Genomic DNA, 16,092 nt, shown 5'->3' with positions numbered 1-16,092 from the left:
GGCGCCGTCGCATTGTGAGCGCTAACAAGCGTGGTTCTCAACCCCCTTGCGTGCGTTACCTGTCCGTTACCAACGCATGAGGCGCGAAGGAAACCCCCGTCCCTTCGCGCGATCCTCGACGCCGCCAACCGGATCAGGAGGCCTCAACCCGCCCCGCCTCACCAGCAGATCGAGTCGAGCCCCTGACATTGGGAGGCTGCTGCACCGCAGCAGCCCCTCGCATGATCCGCGCAACCCTCTTGCCTAGCGACATTGTTAGCGCTCACACTGCATGACATCGGACCTCCGCCGACCGCCAGGATGGTCGGGACGGCATCTCCGGCTGCCGGGCCGCACCGCTCGCCGCCCCAGGCTCCTTCGAAAGGCACTCTGTTGACGTCACCGCACCCCCTCACGCCCACCCCGCCTTCCGAGGCATCGGAGCAGTACACGGTCGGCGTCGACTTCGGCACGCTGTCGGGCCGCGCCGTGGTGGTGCGGGTTCGCGACGGCCAGGAGCTGGCCACGGCGGTCCACGCCTACCGGCACGGCGTCATCGACCGCCACCTGCCGCACGACGGTGCGCAACTGCCTCCGGACTGGGCCCTGCAACACCCCCAGGACTGGCGGGACGTACTGCGTCACGCCGTCCCGGAGGCCGTGACGGCGGCCGGGATCGATCCCACCGCAGTGATCGGTATCGCCACCGACTTCACCGCCTGCACCGTCCTGCCCACGCTGGCCGACGGGACCCCCCTCTGCGAGACCGAGCTCGCCGCCCGGCCGCACGCGTGGCCCAAGCTGTGGAAACACCACGCGGCCCAGTCGCATGCCGACCGCATCAACGCACTCGCCCACGCCCGGGGGGAGAAATGGATCGCCCGCTACGGCGGCCGGATCTCCGCCGAATGGCAGTTCGCGAAGGCCCTCCAGGTCCTGGAGGAGGATCCCCTCGTCTACGAAACCTGCGCGCGGTGGATCGAGGCCGCCGACTGGATCGTGTGGCAACTCGCCGGAGCCGAGTCCCGCAACGCCTGCACCGCCGGGTACAAGGGCATCCACCAGGACGGCGCGTACCCCAGCGAGGAGTACCTGGCCGCGCTGAACCCCCGGTTCGCCGACTTCGCACGTACCCGCCTCGCGTTCCCCCTCTCCGCGCTGGGCTCACGCGTGGGCTCGCTGAGTGCGGAGGCGGCGGCGTGGACGGGGCTGCGCCCCGGCATCGCCGTGGCCGCGGGCAACGTCGACGCCCATGTCACCGCAGCGGCGGCCCGGGCCGTCGAGGACGGCTCGCTGCTCGCCATCATGGGCACCTCCACCTGCCACGTCGTGAACGCCCCCGTCCTCGCCGACGTACCCGGCATCTGCGGTGTCGTGGCCGGTGGGATCGTCGAGGGGACCTACGGCTACGAGGCCGGGCAGAGCGCGGTCGGCGACATCTTCGCCTGGGTACTGGACCAAGGCGTCCCGTCGGACTACCTCGCCGAGGCCGCCGACCGCGGCGAGGACCTGCACGCCCTGCTGACCAGGAAAGCCGCCCGACAGCCGGTCGGCGGACACGGACTGATCGCTCTCGACTGGCTGAACGGCAACCGTTCGGTCCTCGTCGACCACCACCTCTCCGGAGTCATCGTGGGTCTCACCCTCGCGACCCGCCCCGAGGACGTCTACCGCGCGCTGCTCGAAGCCACCGCGTTCGGCACCCGCGTCATCGTGGAGGCCCTGGAAGCAGGCGGCGTGCCGGTGCACGAGTTCATCGTCGCCGGCGGACTGGCCAAGAACGCACTGCTGATGCAGATCTACTCCGACGTGCTGCGCCGCCCCGTCTCCCTCGCCGCCTCAGACCAGGCCCCCGCCCTCGGGTCTGCCATCCATGCCGCCGTGGCGGCCGGCGCGCACGCCGACGTGCGAGCGGCCACCGCCGTCATGGGCCGCCGCCTGCCCGCCGTCTACACGCCCGACGCCTCCCGGGCCGACGCCTACGACGCCCTTTTCGCCGAATACCGCCTCCTGCACGACCACTTCGGCACCGGCGGCCTGCTGCACCGCCTGAGGAAGATCCGCGACACCACCCACACCGCGGACTGATCCCGCCCCACCGTTCGTCACCACTCCCCCACCCGCCCGCCGCCCTCACCACTGGTGCGGGACGTCACCCCCAGGAGTCCATGTGCCCAGCCGAACATCCCCCGCCCAGGACATCTGGTTCCTCACGGGCAGCCAAGGCTTGTACGGGGAGGAGACGCTGAAGCAGGTCGCCGAACAGTCGCGGCGGATCGCCACCGCCCTGGCGGACGTCTCCGGCATTCCCGTACGTGTCCTGTGGAAGCCGGTACTGACCGGCGCCGACCCCGTCCGCCGGGTGTGCCTCGACGCGAACGCCGACGACCGGTGCATCGGGCTCATCGCCTGGATGCACACTTTCTCGCCGGCCAAGATGTGGATCGCCGGACTGGACGCGCTGCGCAAGCCGTTGCTGCACCTCCACACCCAGTCGAACGTGGCCCTGCCCTGGGACACCATCGACATGGACTTCATGAACCTCAACCAAGCCGCCCACGGCGACCGCGAATTCGGGCACATCCAGACCCGTCTCGGCGTACCCCGCAAGACGGTGGCCGGCCACGTCACCGATCCGGTGACGACCACACGCATCGCGATCTGGGCGCGGGCGGCAGCCGCACGGTCCGAACTGGCCACCCTCAAGGTCGCCCGCTTCGGCGACAACATGCGCGACGTGGCCGTCACCGAAGGCGACAAGGTCGAGGCCCAGCTGCGCCTCGGCGTGTCCGTCAACACCTACGGCGTCAACGACCTGGTGGAGGTCGTCGACAGCGCGGACGAGACCGAGGTGGCTTCCCTCGTCGAGGAATACGCCGACCTGTACGACCTGGCGCCGGAGCTGCGACCGGGCGGCGAACGGTACGACTCCCTGCGTTACGCGGCCCGCATCGAAGCAGGCCTGCGCACCTTCCTCGAAACGGGCGGCTTCGGGGCCTTCACCACCAACTTCGAGGACCTGGGCGGACTGCGCCAGCTGCCCGGCCTCGCGGTCCAACGACTCATGGCCCAGGGGTACGGCTTCGGAGGAGAGGGCGACTGGAAGACCGCCGTCCTGCTGCGCGCCCTCAAGGTGGCTGCCGCCGGCCTCCCCGGCGGCACCTCCTTCATGGAGGACTACACCTACGACCTGACACCCGGCAACGAGCTCATCCTCGGCGCACACATGCTGGAAGTCTGCCCCACCATCACGGCCGCCAGACCCGGCTGTGAGATCCATCCCCTCGGCATCGGCGGGCGGGAGGACCCGGTGCGCCTGGTGTTCGACGCCGCCCCCGGCCCGGCCGTGGTGGTCGGGCTCGCCGACCTCGGCGACCGCTTCCGCCTGGTCGCCAACGACATCGACGTGGTGGCACCCCCCCACCCGCTGCCCGCGCTGCCCGTTGCCCGCGCGCTCTGGCGGCCCCACCCCGACCTGCGGACCTCCACCGAATCCTGGCTGACGGCCGGAGGACCGCACCACACCGTCCTGAGTACCGCTCTCACCTCCGACCACCTCGACGACCTCGCGGAGATGCTCCGCCTGGAACTCGCCCTCATCGACAAGACCACCACCACGAGGCAGTTCCGGCGCGATCTGCGCTGGAACCAGGCGTATTACCGGCTGGCACTGGGACTGTGAACCGCTCGAAGCCCGGGGCGACGCCACGTCATCGATACCGACGCGGCCCGGGCGTCCGGGAGAGCTGCGACGGGTGGACGCGTAGGAGCCGGGCAGGCCCTCGCGGGCTGCCGGCCTCGTCGTACGCGGGGCTGTCGGGCCGGCCAGGGCGATGTCCGCCCGGGACCGGATCCGGTGGTGGCGTGAAGGGCGGGCCACATGTGAGCGGCCACAATTTTTCCGCACGGCAGCCCGGGGCGGGGCGAAGCAGGCGGACCCAGGATGTCGCCGAAGCCTACGAGCTTCGGAGAGGCGGTAGTTCGCCTGCGCCGTTGTTGGCCCGACAGTGATCCGAACAGACCCTTGACGGCACTCTTGTGAGCGTTAACACTCAGGTATCGCCAGGCCGGAGCCGCTGCACACCCGGACTTCGCGCAGCGCGAGGAATTGACTCCTGGCCTGCCCCGCTCGACCGCTTCCGGTTCTCCCAGCCGGGTCGCACCGTGCCGGTCGCGGAACATCACTGGAGGAACTGTGCGGAAGCTTTCAGCGGGCCTTGTCACCCTGGGCCTGACGCTGTCGCTGGCGGCCTGCGGCCAGAGCGCCAACGGAGCAGGCGACGGCGGGGGCGGCGGGGACGCAAAAGGCGGCCTCGTCGGCATCGCGATGCCGACCAAGTCGTCGGAGCGCTGGATCAACGACGGCAACAACATGGTCAAGGAGTTCCAGGCCAAGGGTTACAAGACCGACCTCCAGTACGGCGACAACGTCGTGGAGAACCAGGTCTCCCAGGTGGAGAACATGATCACCAAGGGGGCCAAGCTGCTGGTGATCGCCGCCATCGACGGTTCCTCGCTCACCAACGTGCTGCAGAAGGCCGCCGACGCCCACGTCCGCGTCATCTCCTACGACAGGCTGATCCGCGGCACCGGGAACGTCGACTACTACGCGACCTTCGACAATTACAAGGTCGGCGTCCTCCAGGGCAGTTACATCGTCGACAAGCTCGGCGTCAAGAACGGCAAGGGCCCCTTCAACATCGAGCTGTTCGCCGGCTCGCCGGACGACAACAACGCCGCGTTCTTCTACAACGGCGCGATGAGCGTCCTCAAGCCGTACATCGACGACAAGAAGCTGGTCGTGCAGAGCGGCCAGACCTCTCTCAACCAGATCGCCACGCTGCGCTGGGACGGCGGTCTCGCCCAGTCCCGGATGGACAACCTGCTGAGCAAGTCGTACACCGGCGCCCGCGTCGACGCCGTGCTCTCGCCGTACGACGGCATCTCGATCGGCATCATCTCCTCGCTCAAGGGCGTCGGCTACGGCGTCGGCCGGCCACTGCCCGTCGTCACGGGCCAGGACGGCGAACTGGCCTCGGTGAAGTCGATCATCGCGGGCGAGCAGACCCAGACCGTCTACAAGGACACCCGCCAATTGGCCAAGGCCGCCGTCCAGATGGGCGACGCTCTGCTGACCGGCGGCAAGCCCGAGGTCAACGACACCAGCCAGTACGACAACGGCGTCAAGACCGTACCCGCGCAGCTGCTCCAGCCGGTCAGCGTCGACAAGGAGAACTACCAGAAGGTCCTGGTGGACGGCGGCCAGTACACCGCGGACCAGCTCAAGTAGCACACGGAACCGGACCGGCGGGTCCGGCGACGACGAAAACGGCGGTGCGACGCCCGGGAGACCGCCCGGCACCGCACCGCCCCGACGATACGGATGCACAACCATGGCCCGACACGTTCTCGAGATGCGGTCGATCAGCAAGACCTTTCCCGGCGTCAAGGCCCTCTCCGAGGTCACCCTGACCGTCGCCCCAGGTGAGGTGCACGCCGTCTGCGGCGAGAACGGCGCGGGCAAGTCCACCCTGATGAAGGTGCTCAGCGGGGTCCACCCCCACGGCGACTACCAGGGCGAGATCTACTTCGAGGGCGAGCCCTGCCGGTTCCGGGACATCCGGGCCAGCGAGCAGCGGGGCATCGTGATCATCCATCAGGAACTCGCGCTGGTGCCCTACCTGTCCATCGCCGAGAACATCTTCCTCGGCAACGAGCACGCCACCCGGGGCGTCATCAGCTGGCACCGGACGCTGACCCACGCCGCGGCGCTGATCCGGCGGGTCGGACTCGACGAGAGCCCGCACACCAGGGTCGCCGATCTCGGCGTGGGCAAGCAGCAGTTGGTCGAGATCGCCAAGGCGCTCGCCAAGGAGGTCAAGCTGCTCATCCTGGACGAGCCGACGGCCGCCCTGAACGACGAGGACAGCCGCAAGCTGCTCGACCTGATCATCGAACTCAAGGCCCAGGGCATCTCCTGCATCCTCATCTCACACAAGCTGAACGAGATCGCCCGGGTCGCCGACGCCGTCACCATCCTGCGCGACGGGCGGACCATCGAGACCCTCGCGATCGGTCCCGAGGGCATCTCCGAGGAGCGGATCATCCGCGGCATGGTCGGCCGCGACCTGGAACACCGCTACCCCGAGCGCACCCCGGAGATCGGCGAGGTCGCCTTCGAGATCGAGGACTGGAGCGTCCAACACCCGATCGACCACCGTCGCAAGGTGGTCGACGGCGTCTCGCTCAACGTCCGTCGCGGCGAGATCGTCGGCATCGCCGGCCTCATGGGTGCCGGCCGCACCGAACTGGCCATGAGCGTCTTCGGCCGCTCGTACGGACGGTGGACCGGCGGCCGGGTGCGGCTGGACGGACGGGAGATCCGAACCCGGACGGTCCCGGAGGCGATCGGGCACGGCATCGCCTACGTCACCGAGGACCGCAAGCAGCTCGGCCTCAACCTGGGCGACGACATCAGCCGGAACATCTCGCTGAGCGCCCTCGGCAAGGTCGCCCGGCGGGGCTGGGTCGACCGGCACGAGGAGGCGCGGATCGCCGAATCGTTCCGGCAGACCATGAACATCAAGGCCCCCTCGGTGTTCGCGCAGACCGGCAAGCTCAGCGGCGGCAACCAGCAGAAGGTCGTCCTCAGCAAGTGGGTCTTCGCCGAGCCGGAGGTGCTGATCCTCGACGAACCCACCCGGGGCATCGACGTCGGCGCCAAGGCGGAGATCTACGCCGTCATCGCCGCACTCGCCGCCCAGGGCAAGACCGTACTCGTCATCTCCTCCGAACTCCCCGAACTCCTGGGCCTGTGCGACCGGATCTACACCATGGCCGAAGGCCGGATCACCGGTGAGGTCGACCGCGCGGAAGCCACCCAGGAATCCCTCATGCGGCTCATGACCATGAGCGCGGCATACCCCGACAAGCAGGTGTGAGGCATGGCCCAGACCAAGACCACCCCCGACACCACGCCCCGCACACCGCAGACCGGTCGACGCGCGTCGGCCGGTGCCGTACTGGCCCGAGCGCTGCGCGGCAACCTGCGCCAGTACGGGATGCTGCTCGCGCTGGCACTGATCGTGCTGCTGTTCCAGTTCTGGACGGACGGCATCCTGCTCCAGCCGCTCAACGTCACCAATCTGATCCAGCAGAACGGCTACATCCTCATCCTGGCCATCGGCATGATGATCGTCATCATCGCCGGGCACATCGACCTGTCGGTCGGGTCGCTCGCCGCCTTCGTCGGGGCGGCCGCGGCGGTGATGATGGTCGAACACCACGCGCCGTGGCCCGTGGCGCTGGTGGCCGCACTGCTGATCGGGGCTCTCGCCGGAGCCTGGCAGGGGTTCTGGATCGCCTACCTCGGGATCCCCTCGTTCATCGTCACGCTGGCTGGCATGCTGCTCTTCCGCGGGGGCACCCAGATCCTCCTGCAGGGCCAATCGGTGGCGCCGTTCCCCAAGGGCTTCCAGAGCATCAGCAGCGGCTTCCTCCCCGAGGTAGGCCCCCACACCAACTACCACAACCTCACCCTGCTACTGGGCCTCTCGGTGCTGGCCGTCACGGTCCTGCAGGAGGTGCGCGGGCGGCGGCGGACCGCCTCGTACGGCATGGAACCGCTCCCGGCCGGGCTGTTCCTGGTGAAGCTCGGCGCGATCACCGCGGCCGTGGTGGCCTTCACCCTGCTGCTGGCCAGCTACCACGGGGTGCCGATCGTCCTGCTGATCCTCGGCGTCCTGCTGGTCGGCTTCGGATACCTGATGCGCAACTCGATCCTCGGCCGGCACACCTACGCCATCGGCGGCAACGAGGCGGCGGCGCGGCTGTCCGGGGTGAAGAGCAAGCGGGTCGTCTTCCTGGCCTTCGTGAACATGGGCGTCCTCGCGGCCCTGGCCGGCATGGTCTTCGCCGCGCGACTCAACGCCGGTACGCCCCAGGCCGGCGTCAACTTCGAGTTGGAGGCGATCGCCGCCGCCTTCATCGGCGGCGCCTCCGCGAGCGGCGGTGTGGGAACCGTCCTCGGTGCGCTCACCGGCGGTCTGGTGCTGGGCGTGCTGAACAACGGCATGTCGCTGGTCGGCGTGGGTACCGACTACCAGCAGGTGATCAAGGGCCTGGTACTGCTGGCGGCCGTCGGCTTCGACGTCTACAACAAGCGCAAGGCCGGATCCTGACCTCGCCCCTGCCCCCACCCTGCCCCCCTCCTCGGCCCGGCGCCGCCGCCGCTCGCCCGAGGAGGGGGCGCCCTTTTGTCGGGGCCCCGACTCCCGCTGCTCCGGCCGGACTTCGACGATCTGCGCGAAGACGAACTCCGAACTCGGCGGCCGAGCGCCCAGTTGCAGCAAGCACTGGCGGCCTGGCCGAAGGCCCGGCACGGGCTGCCCGCCCCGCTGCGGGTCGCCCGCATCGCCCCGCGAGGGCGCGGAACACACAGGTCGCTCATCCGGCGGTCACGGCCGCCGTGGCGTACGGGACAACGCCGCCCGGTCGCCCCGAGGACCCGCCCGCTCCCCATATCGCCGGCAACCTTTTCGCGTCCTGCGGCGACCAGGCAGTGCACCTTGACCCGGATCTTCGAACGGACGGACATGCAGACTGCACGGCAGGCCGCGCGGCAGCGCAGGCGTAGACACAGGCTGATGCTGGCGACGGCAGTGATACTGACCGCCGCCGGCGTCCTCTCCTGCCTGGTACCGGCCATGCTCCCCGGCGCCAAAGCCGGGGCCGGCGCCCCGGCCGACGTGGCCGCCCCCGCCGCCACCCTGACGGGAGCCACGCCCCCGGCCCCGACGAGTCCGTCGCCGGCGGACAGCTCCCCCGCCGCGCCAACCCCGGGTGCGGCCGGTGCGACGGCCACCGCGCAGACGCCACGGCCTTCGGCGAAGGAAACCCCACCGTTGGCGGCCACCCCGGCTCCGGCCGCAGGGCGCATCCAGCCCTGGACCACCTACAAGGGCTTGGCCACCGCCTACGCCGCCGGCGACGGCAACGGCGCCTGCCTGTTCGGCCCGAGCGACGACCTCATGATCGCGGCGATGAACACCACCGACTACGAGTCGTCCAGGGCCTGCGGCGCGTACGTGCGCGTACGCGCCGGGAACGGCGCTTCGATCACGGTCCGGATCACCAACGAATGCCCGCTGCCCTGCGCCCCCGGACAACTGGACCTCAGCCAACAGGCCTTCGCGAAACTGGCCGACCCCGAGCTCGGCCGCATCCCGATCACCTGGAGCCTGCTGAGCCCCCACACATCCGGCGCGATCTCCCTCCGTTACAAGACCGGGTCCAGCCCCTACTGGTGCGGCATCCAGGTGATCGACCACCGCAATCCGGTCGCGCGGCTGGAGGTACGCACCGCCGCGGGCTGGCGGAGACTGCCCCGTACCGACTACAACTACTTCCTCTCCGCCGACGGCGGCGGGTGCGGCGGCGCGGTGAGGATCACCGACGTCTACGGAGAGCAGCTGACGGTCGAGGGCACCGCGCTGCTCCCGGACGTCGCACAACCGACCCGGGTCCAGTTCGCCCCGCACTGAATCCACACGGCGGCCGGGGGGCCGCTCCGGTCCGGCGGATCGGAGCGTCCTGGGCCGCGCCGGGCGCTGATACGCTGCCACCCGATTGTTAGCGCAAACATTGGCGGAAGGGACGACGCCCGGACATGGTCCTCGATGACGCGTCCGCGGAGTTCCACGACTTCTTCGAACGCCACTACGCCGAACTCGCCCGTCTCGCCCATCTCCTGACGGGCGAGACGGACGGCGCCGACGATCTGGCCGCGGACGCCTTGATCGCACTGTGGCAGCGCTGGGACCGGCTGCGCCAGGCCGAGTACCCGCTCGCCTACGCCCGTGGCGTGGTCGCCAACCTGGCGCGGTCACGGATCCGCAGCGCGGTGCGCGAGCGCCGCCGGACCGCCCTGTTCTGGTCCCGCGGTGCGGAGCCGTCGCGCGGTCCGGACGTGGCCGCCGTGGTGGACGTGCGGACCGCTCTGGCCCGGTTGCCGTTCCGGAAGCGGACGTGCGTGGTCCTGCGTTACGCCTTCGACCTGTCGGAGAAGGACACCGCGCTGGCGCTCGGCATCTCGGTCGGTACGGTGAAGAGCCAGACCTCGAAGGGGATGGCCGAACTGGAACGGATGCTGGACGCCACGGGATCGGCCGGGGAACTGCCGGCGGGGAGGTGGAGTCGTTGAACGAGGAGCTCACCGAGCGGCTGCGCGCAGCCGCCGGGGCCCACCAGCCCGACCACGCCCGGATGCTGGCCCGCCTGGAACGCGGCATGTCCGGCGCCACCGCGAGCCACCGCGAGCCGTCCGGCGCGAGGCCCTGGCCCAGGGTCGCGCTCGCCTCCCTCGCGGTCGGCGCTCTGGCGGTCGGTGGCTTCGCCGGCGCCGCCCTCGTCCAGTCACCGCCGGCCCGGCCGCACGTCTCGACCACCCCCGCCGCGCCGTCCTCCGCGTCCGCGCCGACTGCGGCGTCCGCCTCGTCCGCACCGTCCGCACCGTCCGCATCCGGGACTCCCCGCCCGACGCCGTCGGTGGCCGCCACCGGCGACCCGGCCACACCGGACCGTTCGTCCTCGACGGGCCCCGGCCCGACTGCGTCAGGCGGCGCCGGTTCGGCCCGGCCCGGCGGCGCGCACGTTCAGGACGGCCCCCTGTCGTCGGCCGGCTCCGTGGACCCGGGGAGCAACACCTTCTGGGCGCAGAGCGACATCACCGTCAAGACCACCCAGCCGCTCACCGCACTCACCGTGGAACTGCGCATCGCGCAGAGCGGCGGAGTGCGGAGCACCGGCAGCTGGCGGACGCTGCCCGCGGACGACTTCACCCTCACCATTCGTGACGAGGGCGCGGCCGTGGTCTACCGCTGGACCCTCAAGCCGGGCCGTACGGTCCCGACCGGGCAGCACGTCTTCGCCGGCCAGTACGACCATGCCGCCGGCGAGCGCGAGGCCGGGCACGACGGCTACCGCATCGACGCCAACGGTCCCCGCGGCGCCCTCTCGGTTGGGGGCGGCTTCACCCCGGCACGATGAGGCCGTGCCCGTAGCCGGGTCGAAGCCGCCCGTGCACCTGTGCGCCGCCTGCCCCACCCTCGCCGAACGCCGTGCGGTCCCGCTCCCCGGCCCGTGGGTGGAACGGCGCTGACCGCCGCACGCCCACGGGCCGAGGCGATCAGGACGGGTCCCCGTACACCACGCCGCGGCCGTAGCCACCCAGGTAGACCCGCCCGTAGGCGTCGGGGTCGCCAGTGATGACGTTGATCGCGCTGCCACCGAACTGGTGCTGGTCGTCGTTGATCCGGACCCAGGTCGAGCCGCCGTCAGTGGAACGGAACAGCCCGGCGACGCCCTTCACCTGCCCGCTGAGGTAGAGCGCCTGGTACCCGGCACCCGGGGCCGGCTTGCCGAATCCGACGGCGGTCGCCCGCTCCACGTCGCCGGGCTTGCCGAAGCTCTTCCCCCCGTTGGTGGAGTGCAGGAGTCCGTTGCCCCCGCCGGCGATCCACAGGTCACCGGCGACGCCCGGAACCGCCTTGAGCTGCCCGTCGGGCAGGCCGGTGGCCCGGGCGCCGAAGTGCTTCCCGCCGTCGGTGCTGGCGTACAGGGTGCCGCCGCTGAGGGCGTAGAAGGTGTTCGCCGCCGACCGGTCGGCCACCACGGCCGTGTCCTTGGGCAGACCCGAGGCCGCCGCCCAGGCCGAGCCGCGGTCGGTCGAGTAGAACGGGACCTGGCCCGCGGGGGTCCACACCACGGTGGCGCCGTCCGCCGAGACTGCCGCGGAACCGCCGCCCGCGTCGCGCACCGGCGCCGCGGCGAAGGGCGCCCAGGCGACTCCGCCGTCGGTCGAATAGGCGCCGTGCTGCGCGCCGCCGAGACCGACCCGCACGATGAACTGCGGCTTCGACTGTGCGAAGTCGATACCCGTGGTGTTGGTGAACAAGGGTCCGGAGAGCGCCTTGGAGGGCACCTTGGTCAGGTCCTCGTGCCGGAACCCGCTGACATCGCCGAGCGCACTGATCAGCGGAAGACCGGGGGGCTTGATCAGTCCGAGAGTCGCGGTCTCCTCCAGGCCCTTGGCCGGGATCGTCCAGTGCGTCGCCCGCCCGCTGTCCGCCGCCGTCACGTCGCGGCTGCCCCACATCCCCGATCCCGTGCCGTACAGCACGTGCCCGGAATCGAAGGGGTCGATGGCCAGAGCGCCCATCCAGTGCCCGATGCCGGTGCCCACGTAGGGGGCTGCGGAGGCGTCCCGCACCGAAGTCGCGCCGAGTGCCTTCCAGGAGGCGCCGCCGTCGGCCGACCGGTAGATCTCGTCCGAGGGCCACCAGCGGTCCAGCGTGGTGACCATGACCGTGGACGGGTGCTGCGGATCGACCGCCAGGCCGGCGAAGCCGAACCCGCTGCTGGACGGCGAGATGTCCTTCCAGCCCCCGGTGGTCGGCGTGTACTTCCACACCGAACCGGCCGTCACTCCGTTCGGGCCCGGCGCGTTGGTGTACGTCAGGTAGAGCGAGCCGTCGCCGGACAGCACACCGTGCTGTGGCAGCTGCCCCTTCGGCTGGCCGGGCACGGCCTGCCAGGTGCTGCCGCCGCCGGTGGAGCGGTACAGCGAGGTGGTCTTGTCCGCCACCCCGGCATAGATCGTCCGGCTGCCGGACGGGCCGAAGGTCACGAAGGAAAGGCCGACCCCGCTGCTCGCACCGTCCTTCACGGGGAAGCTGGTGACCTGGTTCCAGGTCACGCCGTAGTCGGTGCTGCGCCAGAGCCCGTTCTTGCGGGTACCCAGGTAGAGCGTGCCGTGGTCGGACGGGTCCACCACCAGCCGCTCGCCCATGGACCGGCCGTCCTCGTTGCCGCCCAGTTTGAACGGCAGGTCGGTGCGCTGGAACGTCCTGCCCTGGTCGGTGGAGCGGAGGATCGCGCCGTTGCCCGCCCAGTCGTTGGTGTAGGTGCCGCTCGCGAGGTACAGGCGGTTCGGGTCGACCGGGTCGGTCGCCAGGCTCTCGATCCCCAGCAGGTTCCAGTCGGCTCCGCCGATCCAGTCGGTCAAGGAGGTCCACCGGGCTGCGGTCGCGTCCCACCGGTAGGCGCCGCCGATGTCGGTCCGTGCGTACAGCAGGTCCTTGCGGGTGGGGTTGAAGACCAGCCCGGTGACGAACCCACCACCGACGATCTGCGCGTTGTGCCAGGTGTACGCCCCCGAGCCGGCCACCTTCACCAGCTTCCACTGCTGGTTGGTGCTGCCCCTGTCGGCGTACTGGATGAGCGGCACCCCTTCGGCGGTCGAGCCGCCCCACACGTCCAGCACCATGCCGCTGCTCCGGCTGACGATCTTCACCGCCGTGCCGCCGACGTCCTCGATCTTCCACTGCTGGGCGGCGGCACCGTGGTCGGACTGCTGCTCGATGGCGGCCGCCGGCTGCCTGGAAGCATCCCGCACTCCGAGGACCTTCTTGCTGCCGCGGTTCTCCAGCGCGTAGTAGCCGTCCCCCGTCGGTCTCAGCCGCCACTGCTGGCTCGCGGCACCGGCCACGCGGCTCTGCTGCCGTGTCCAGGCACCGTCCGACGTGTCCGCCCCGGGCACGTCCAGCACCTTGTCGCTGCGCACGGACACCAACTCGTAGTAGGCGTCGGCATCCGGCGTCGCGGCCTCCGAGTCGGCCTGCACGAACAGCAGGTACGGGCCGAGCACACCGGGCACGCCCAGCGCCAGGACCCACCCCGTCCAACGCCGGCGATGGCGTCCACGCGTACGCCGCTCGCCACCGGCCGCGCGCGTGCGCCGACCGCGTCCGTGCGCAGTGGGATCCGTCTCGTTCATGTGGGGCTCCTTGCTCCGGCCCTGCCTGCGGGCACCCGCCCGGTCAGCGGTGCGCAGCGGCACGCCGCGGTGTGGTCGACGATCCGTGGGTGTGATCGTCTTCGTGTCACCCGTCAGTCGCCACCGACCGCCAAAAGGTTGCCGCCTGTCGAAGTTCTTCTTCGAGCACTGACGGCCCGGCCCGGCGCGCGCACATCGCGGCGACGCGCGTGCCGCGAGCGGTACAACACCATGGTGGCAGTGCGGCTGCGTACAAGACGCAAGACATGAATGCCGGCTGCTCCCGGCGGCAGCAGAGGCCGCCGGGTTCACCCTGTACGCTCGCTCACCGCGAAGGTGCACCTGTTCTTGCGGCGGATCCGAGCTGGACACTCGAATCCGCGCAGCTCAGAGGTACCTGCTCCTGACTTGGTGTCAGACTGTCAGGCCCAGTTGCGTATCCGGGGTGAAGGTGCGGCGCCGTACTCGGCGGACCGCTCCCCCGAGGGAGGTGGGAATGGGGCTCATGGATGCGGACCACGTGAGGTTGGTCGTCGCCGCGCAGGCCGGTGACGATCGGGCGCGCGAGAAACTGATCGCCGCGTACCTGCCGTTGCTCTACAACATCGTCGGGCGAGCGCTGAGCGGGCATGCCGACGTCGACGACGTCGTCCAGGAAACCCTGCTGCGCGTGGTGCGCGACCTGCCCGCCCTGCGCGCACCGGAAAGCTTCCGGTCCTGGCTGGTGTCGATCACGCTCCGCCAGGTCAATTCCTACTGGCACCGGCAACGCGCCTTCGCCGGCCGGACCACGGTCATCGACGAGGTACTCCAGGTACCGGACGCCGGCGCCGCACCTGAGGACGTGACGATCCTGCGGCTGCACGTGTCGGACGAGCGCCGTCAGCTCGTCGAGGCCGGCCGGTGGCTCGATCCGGACCATCGGGTGCTGCTGTCGTTGTGGTGGCAGGAACGCGCCGGCTCGCTGAGCCGTGATGACATCGCCGCCGCGACGGAGCTCAGTGTCGCCCACGTCGGAGTACGCCTCCAACGCATGCGCGAGCAGCTGGAACTGAGCCGGACGATCGTCGCCGCGCTGCAGACCGACCCGCGCTGTCCGCAGTTGGACGAGACCGTCGCCGGCTGGGACGGTCTCCCCGCATCGGTGTGGCGCAAGCGGATCGCGCGGCACACCCGCGGCTGCCCGGTCTGCGGGGGGACGACGACCCCACGGGTTCCGGCCGAACTTCTGCTCATGGACCTCGCGCCGCTGGCGGTCCCGGCCGGGCTCATCACCGCACTGGCGGCAAAGGGCCTGCTGTCGGGTACGGCCGCGAGCGCCGCCGCACTGGCCACGGCACCCGTCGCCTTCGGCACGGCCACGGGTGGAAGCAGTCTGCACAGCTCGCTGATCGGCAAACTCCACGCCGCGGCGACCGCTCATCCGCTGGTGGGCCTCGCCGCCGGCGCGGTACTCATCGCCGGGACCGCCACCTACGCGACCTGGCCCGAACCGGCGCACCGGGAGCCGGGCGCCAACGCCGCTCCCACGGTCGGCAACCCCACGCCGATTCCGTCGAGCACCACCACGTCGGCCGGACCGTCACCGGTGAGTCCGTCCGCCGTCGCAGGCACTGTCCCGCTGGGCGCACAGTCGATGGAGTCCGTGGACGACCCCGCCCTGTACCTCGGGTATGCCGAGCACTTCGCGACGCTCGCCCGCGTCTCGGCGTCCAGCAGCGCGCAGACACGGCAGCGGGTCACGTTCACGGTCGTCCGGGGGCTGGCCGACACGCGGTGCGTCACCCTCCGCGCAGTCGACGGCCGCTATCTGCGCCATCAGGACCTGCGGCTGCGGCTGAGCACCGACGACGGCAGCGAACTGTTCCGTGAAGACGCCACCTTCTGTCCGCGCCCGGGGGCGGTCGCCGGATCGGTGACCCTGCACGCGCACAACTATCCCGGATCGGTCCTCCGCCACCGCGACGGTGGCATCTGGCTCGACGGCTCCGACGGCACTCGGGCTTTCGCCGGTCAGTCCTCCTTCATCGTGCGCAGGCCCTGGGTCCACGCTCGTTGAGCATGTGGGACCCCCTTTCCACGGGACGACCAGCCCGCAGGGCTTGTCGTAACGTTTTTTGCCTGCGAGATGCATCACCGGGCAATCGCCCGGACTGCGCGCAGTTTTTGTTACGAGACCGCGGGTTCGCAAGCCTCCACTTCATGGGGTGCCCTTCCCGCCGCTCATATGACGCACCGGCGCGGCAGGGGTTCCCCGGCTTCCCCCCGTTGACGTTTCT

10 protein-coding genes are annotated in these 16,092 nt (G+C 70.6%); 9 read left to right on the top strand and 1 reads right to left on the bottom strand.

The features are described from left to right. Nucleotides 1-372 precede the first annotated feature (372 nt). From araB to OHA81_RS30580, 8 genes are all read left to right on the top strand, one after another. Nucleotides 373-2,067: a ribulokinase gene (araB, locus tag OHA81_RS30615; protein WP_329201327.1), complete on the top strand. Its 1,695-nt coding sequence runs from the start codon at nucleotides 373-375 to the stop codon at nucleotides 2,065-2,067. A gap of 82 nt (nucleotides 2,068-2,149) precedes the next feature. Beyond that, nucleotides 2,150-3,661, top strand: a complete 1,512-nt coding sequence (araA, locus tag OHA81_RS30610) for an L-arabinose isomerase (protein ID WP_329201325.1) — start codon at nucleotides 2,150-2,152, stop codon at nucleotides 3,659-3,661. Between the two features lie 513 nt (nucleotides 3,662-4,174). Beyond that, nucleotides 4,175-5,269: a multiple monosaccharide ABC transporter substrate-binding protein gene (chvE, locus tag OHA81_RS30605; protein WP_329201321.1), complete on the top strand. Its 1,095-nt coding sequence runs from the start codon at nucleotides 4,175-4,177 to the stop codon at nucleotides 5,267-5,269. Between the two features lie 103 nt (nucleotides 5,270-5,372). Further along, entirely contained in the window at nucleotides 5,373-6,920 is a 1,548-nt protein-coding gene (mmsA, locus tag OHA81_RS30600) for a multiple monosaccharide ABC transporter ATP-binding protein (protein ID WP_329201320.1), read from the top strand. Between the two features lie 3 nt (nucleotides 6,921-6,923). Beyond that, the gene (gene mmsB / locus OHA81_RS30595) at nucleotides 6,924-8,159 is read left to right on the top strand and encodes a multiple monosaccharide ABC transporter permease (RefSeq protein ID WP_329201318.1); all 1,236 of its coding nucleotides are present in this window, start codon (nucleotides 6,924-6,926) and stop codon (nucleotides 8,157-8,159) included. 465 nt (nucleotides 8,160-8,624) lie between these two features. Next, nucleotides 8,625-9,521, top strand: coding sequence for an expansin EXLX1 family cellulose-binding protein (locus tag OHA81_RS30590; RefSeq protein WP_329201316.1), 897 nt, complete (start codon nucleotides 8,625-8,627; stop codon nucleotides 9,519-9,521). 125 nt (nucleotides 9,522-9,646) lie between these two features. Beyond that, complete coding sequence (locus tag OHA81_RS30585; protein WP_329201315.1) at nucleotides 9,647-10,180, top strand: SigE family RNA polymerase sigma factor; 534 nt, start codon at nucleotides 9,647-9,649, stop codon at nucleotides 10,178-10,180. Continuing rightward, nucleotides 10,177-11,025, top strand: coding sequence for a hypothetical protein (locus OHA81_RS30580; protein WP_329201313.1), 849 nt, complete (start codon nucleotides 10,177-10,179; stop codon nucleotides 11,023-11,025). Before OHA81_RS30585 ends, OHA81_RS30580 begins: the two co-directional genes overlap by 4 nt. A gap of 139 nt (nucleotides 11,026-11,164) precedes the next feature. Here the strand turns inward: OHA81_RS30580 and OHA81_RS30575 are convergent, their stop codons facing one another. Next, complete coding sequence (locus OHA81_RS30575; protein ID WP_329201312.1) at nucleotides 11,165-13,813, bottom strand: RICIN domain-containing protein; 2,649 nt, start codon at nucleotides 13,811-13,813, stop codon at nucleotides 11,165-11,167. Between the two features lie 496 nt (nucleotides 13,814-14,309). Between OHA81_RS30575 and OHA81_RS30570 the strand changes: the two genes are divergently transcribed. After that, complete coding sequence (locus OHA81_RS30570; RefSeq protein ID WP_329201310.1) at nucleotides 14,310-15,872, top strand: sigma-70 family RNA polymerase sigma factor; 1,563 nt, start codon at nucleotides 14,310-14,312, stop codon at nucleotides 15,870-15,872. Nucleotides 15,873-16,092: the final 220 nt, after the last annotated feature.

The sequence above is a fragment of the Streptomyces sp. NBC_00667 genome (assembly GCF_036226825.1).
In the GTDB taxonomy this organism is placed as follows: domain Bacteria; phylum Actinomycetota; class Actinomycetes; order Streptomycetales; family Streptomycetaceae; genus Streptomyces.
This window is presented reverse-complemented; position numbering and strand designations above follow the sequence as displayed.

Excerpts from the sequence above, each read along its gene's own strand:
- mmsA (WP_329201320.1), top strand. The coding sequence starts at position 5,373 with ATGGCCCGACACGTTCTCGAGATGCGGTCGATCAGCAAGACCTTTCCC.
- mmsB (WP_329201318.1), top strand. The coding sequence starts at position 6,924 with ATGGCCCAGACCAAGACCACCCCCGACACCACGCCCCGCACACCGCAG.
- OHA81_RS30590 (WP_329201316.1), top strand. The coding sequence starts at position 8,625 with ATGCTGGCGACGGCAGTGATACTGACCGCCGCCGGCGTCCTCTCCTGC.
- OHA81_RS30585 (WP_329201315.1), top strand. The coding sequence starts at position 9,647 with ATGGTCCTCGATGACGCGTCCGCGGAGTTCCACGACTTCTTCGAACGC.
- OHA81_RS30575 (WP_329201312.1), bottom strand. The coding sequence starts at position 13,813 with ATGAACGAGACGGATCCCACTGCGCACGGACGCGGTCGGCGCACGCGC.
- OHA81_RS30570 (WP_329201310.1), top strand. The coding sequence starts at position 14,310 with ATGGGGCTCATGGATGCGGACCACGTGAGGTTGGTCGTCGCCGCGCAG.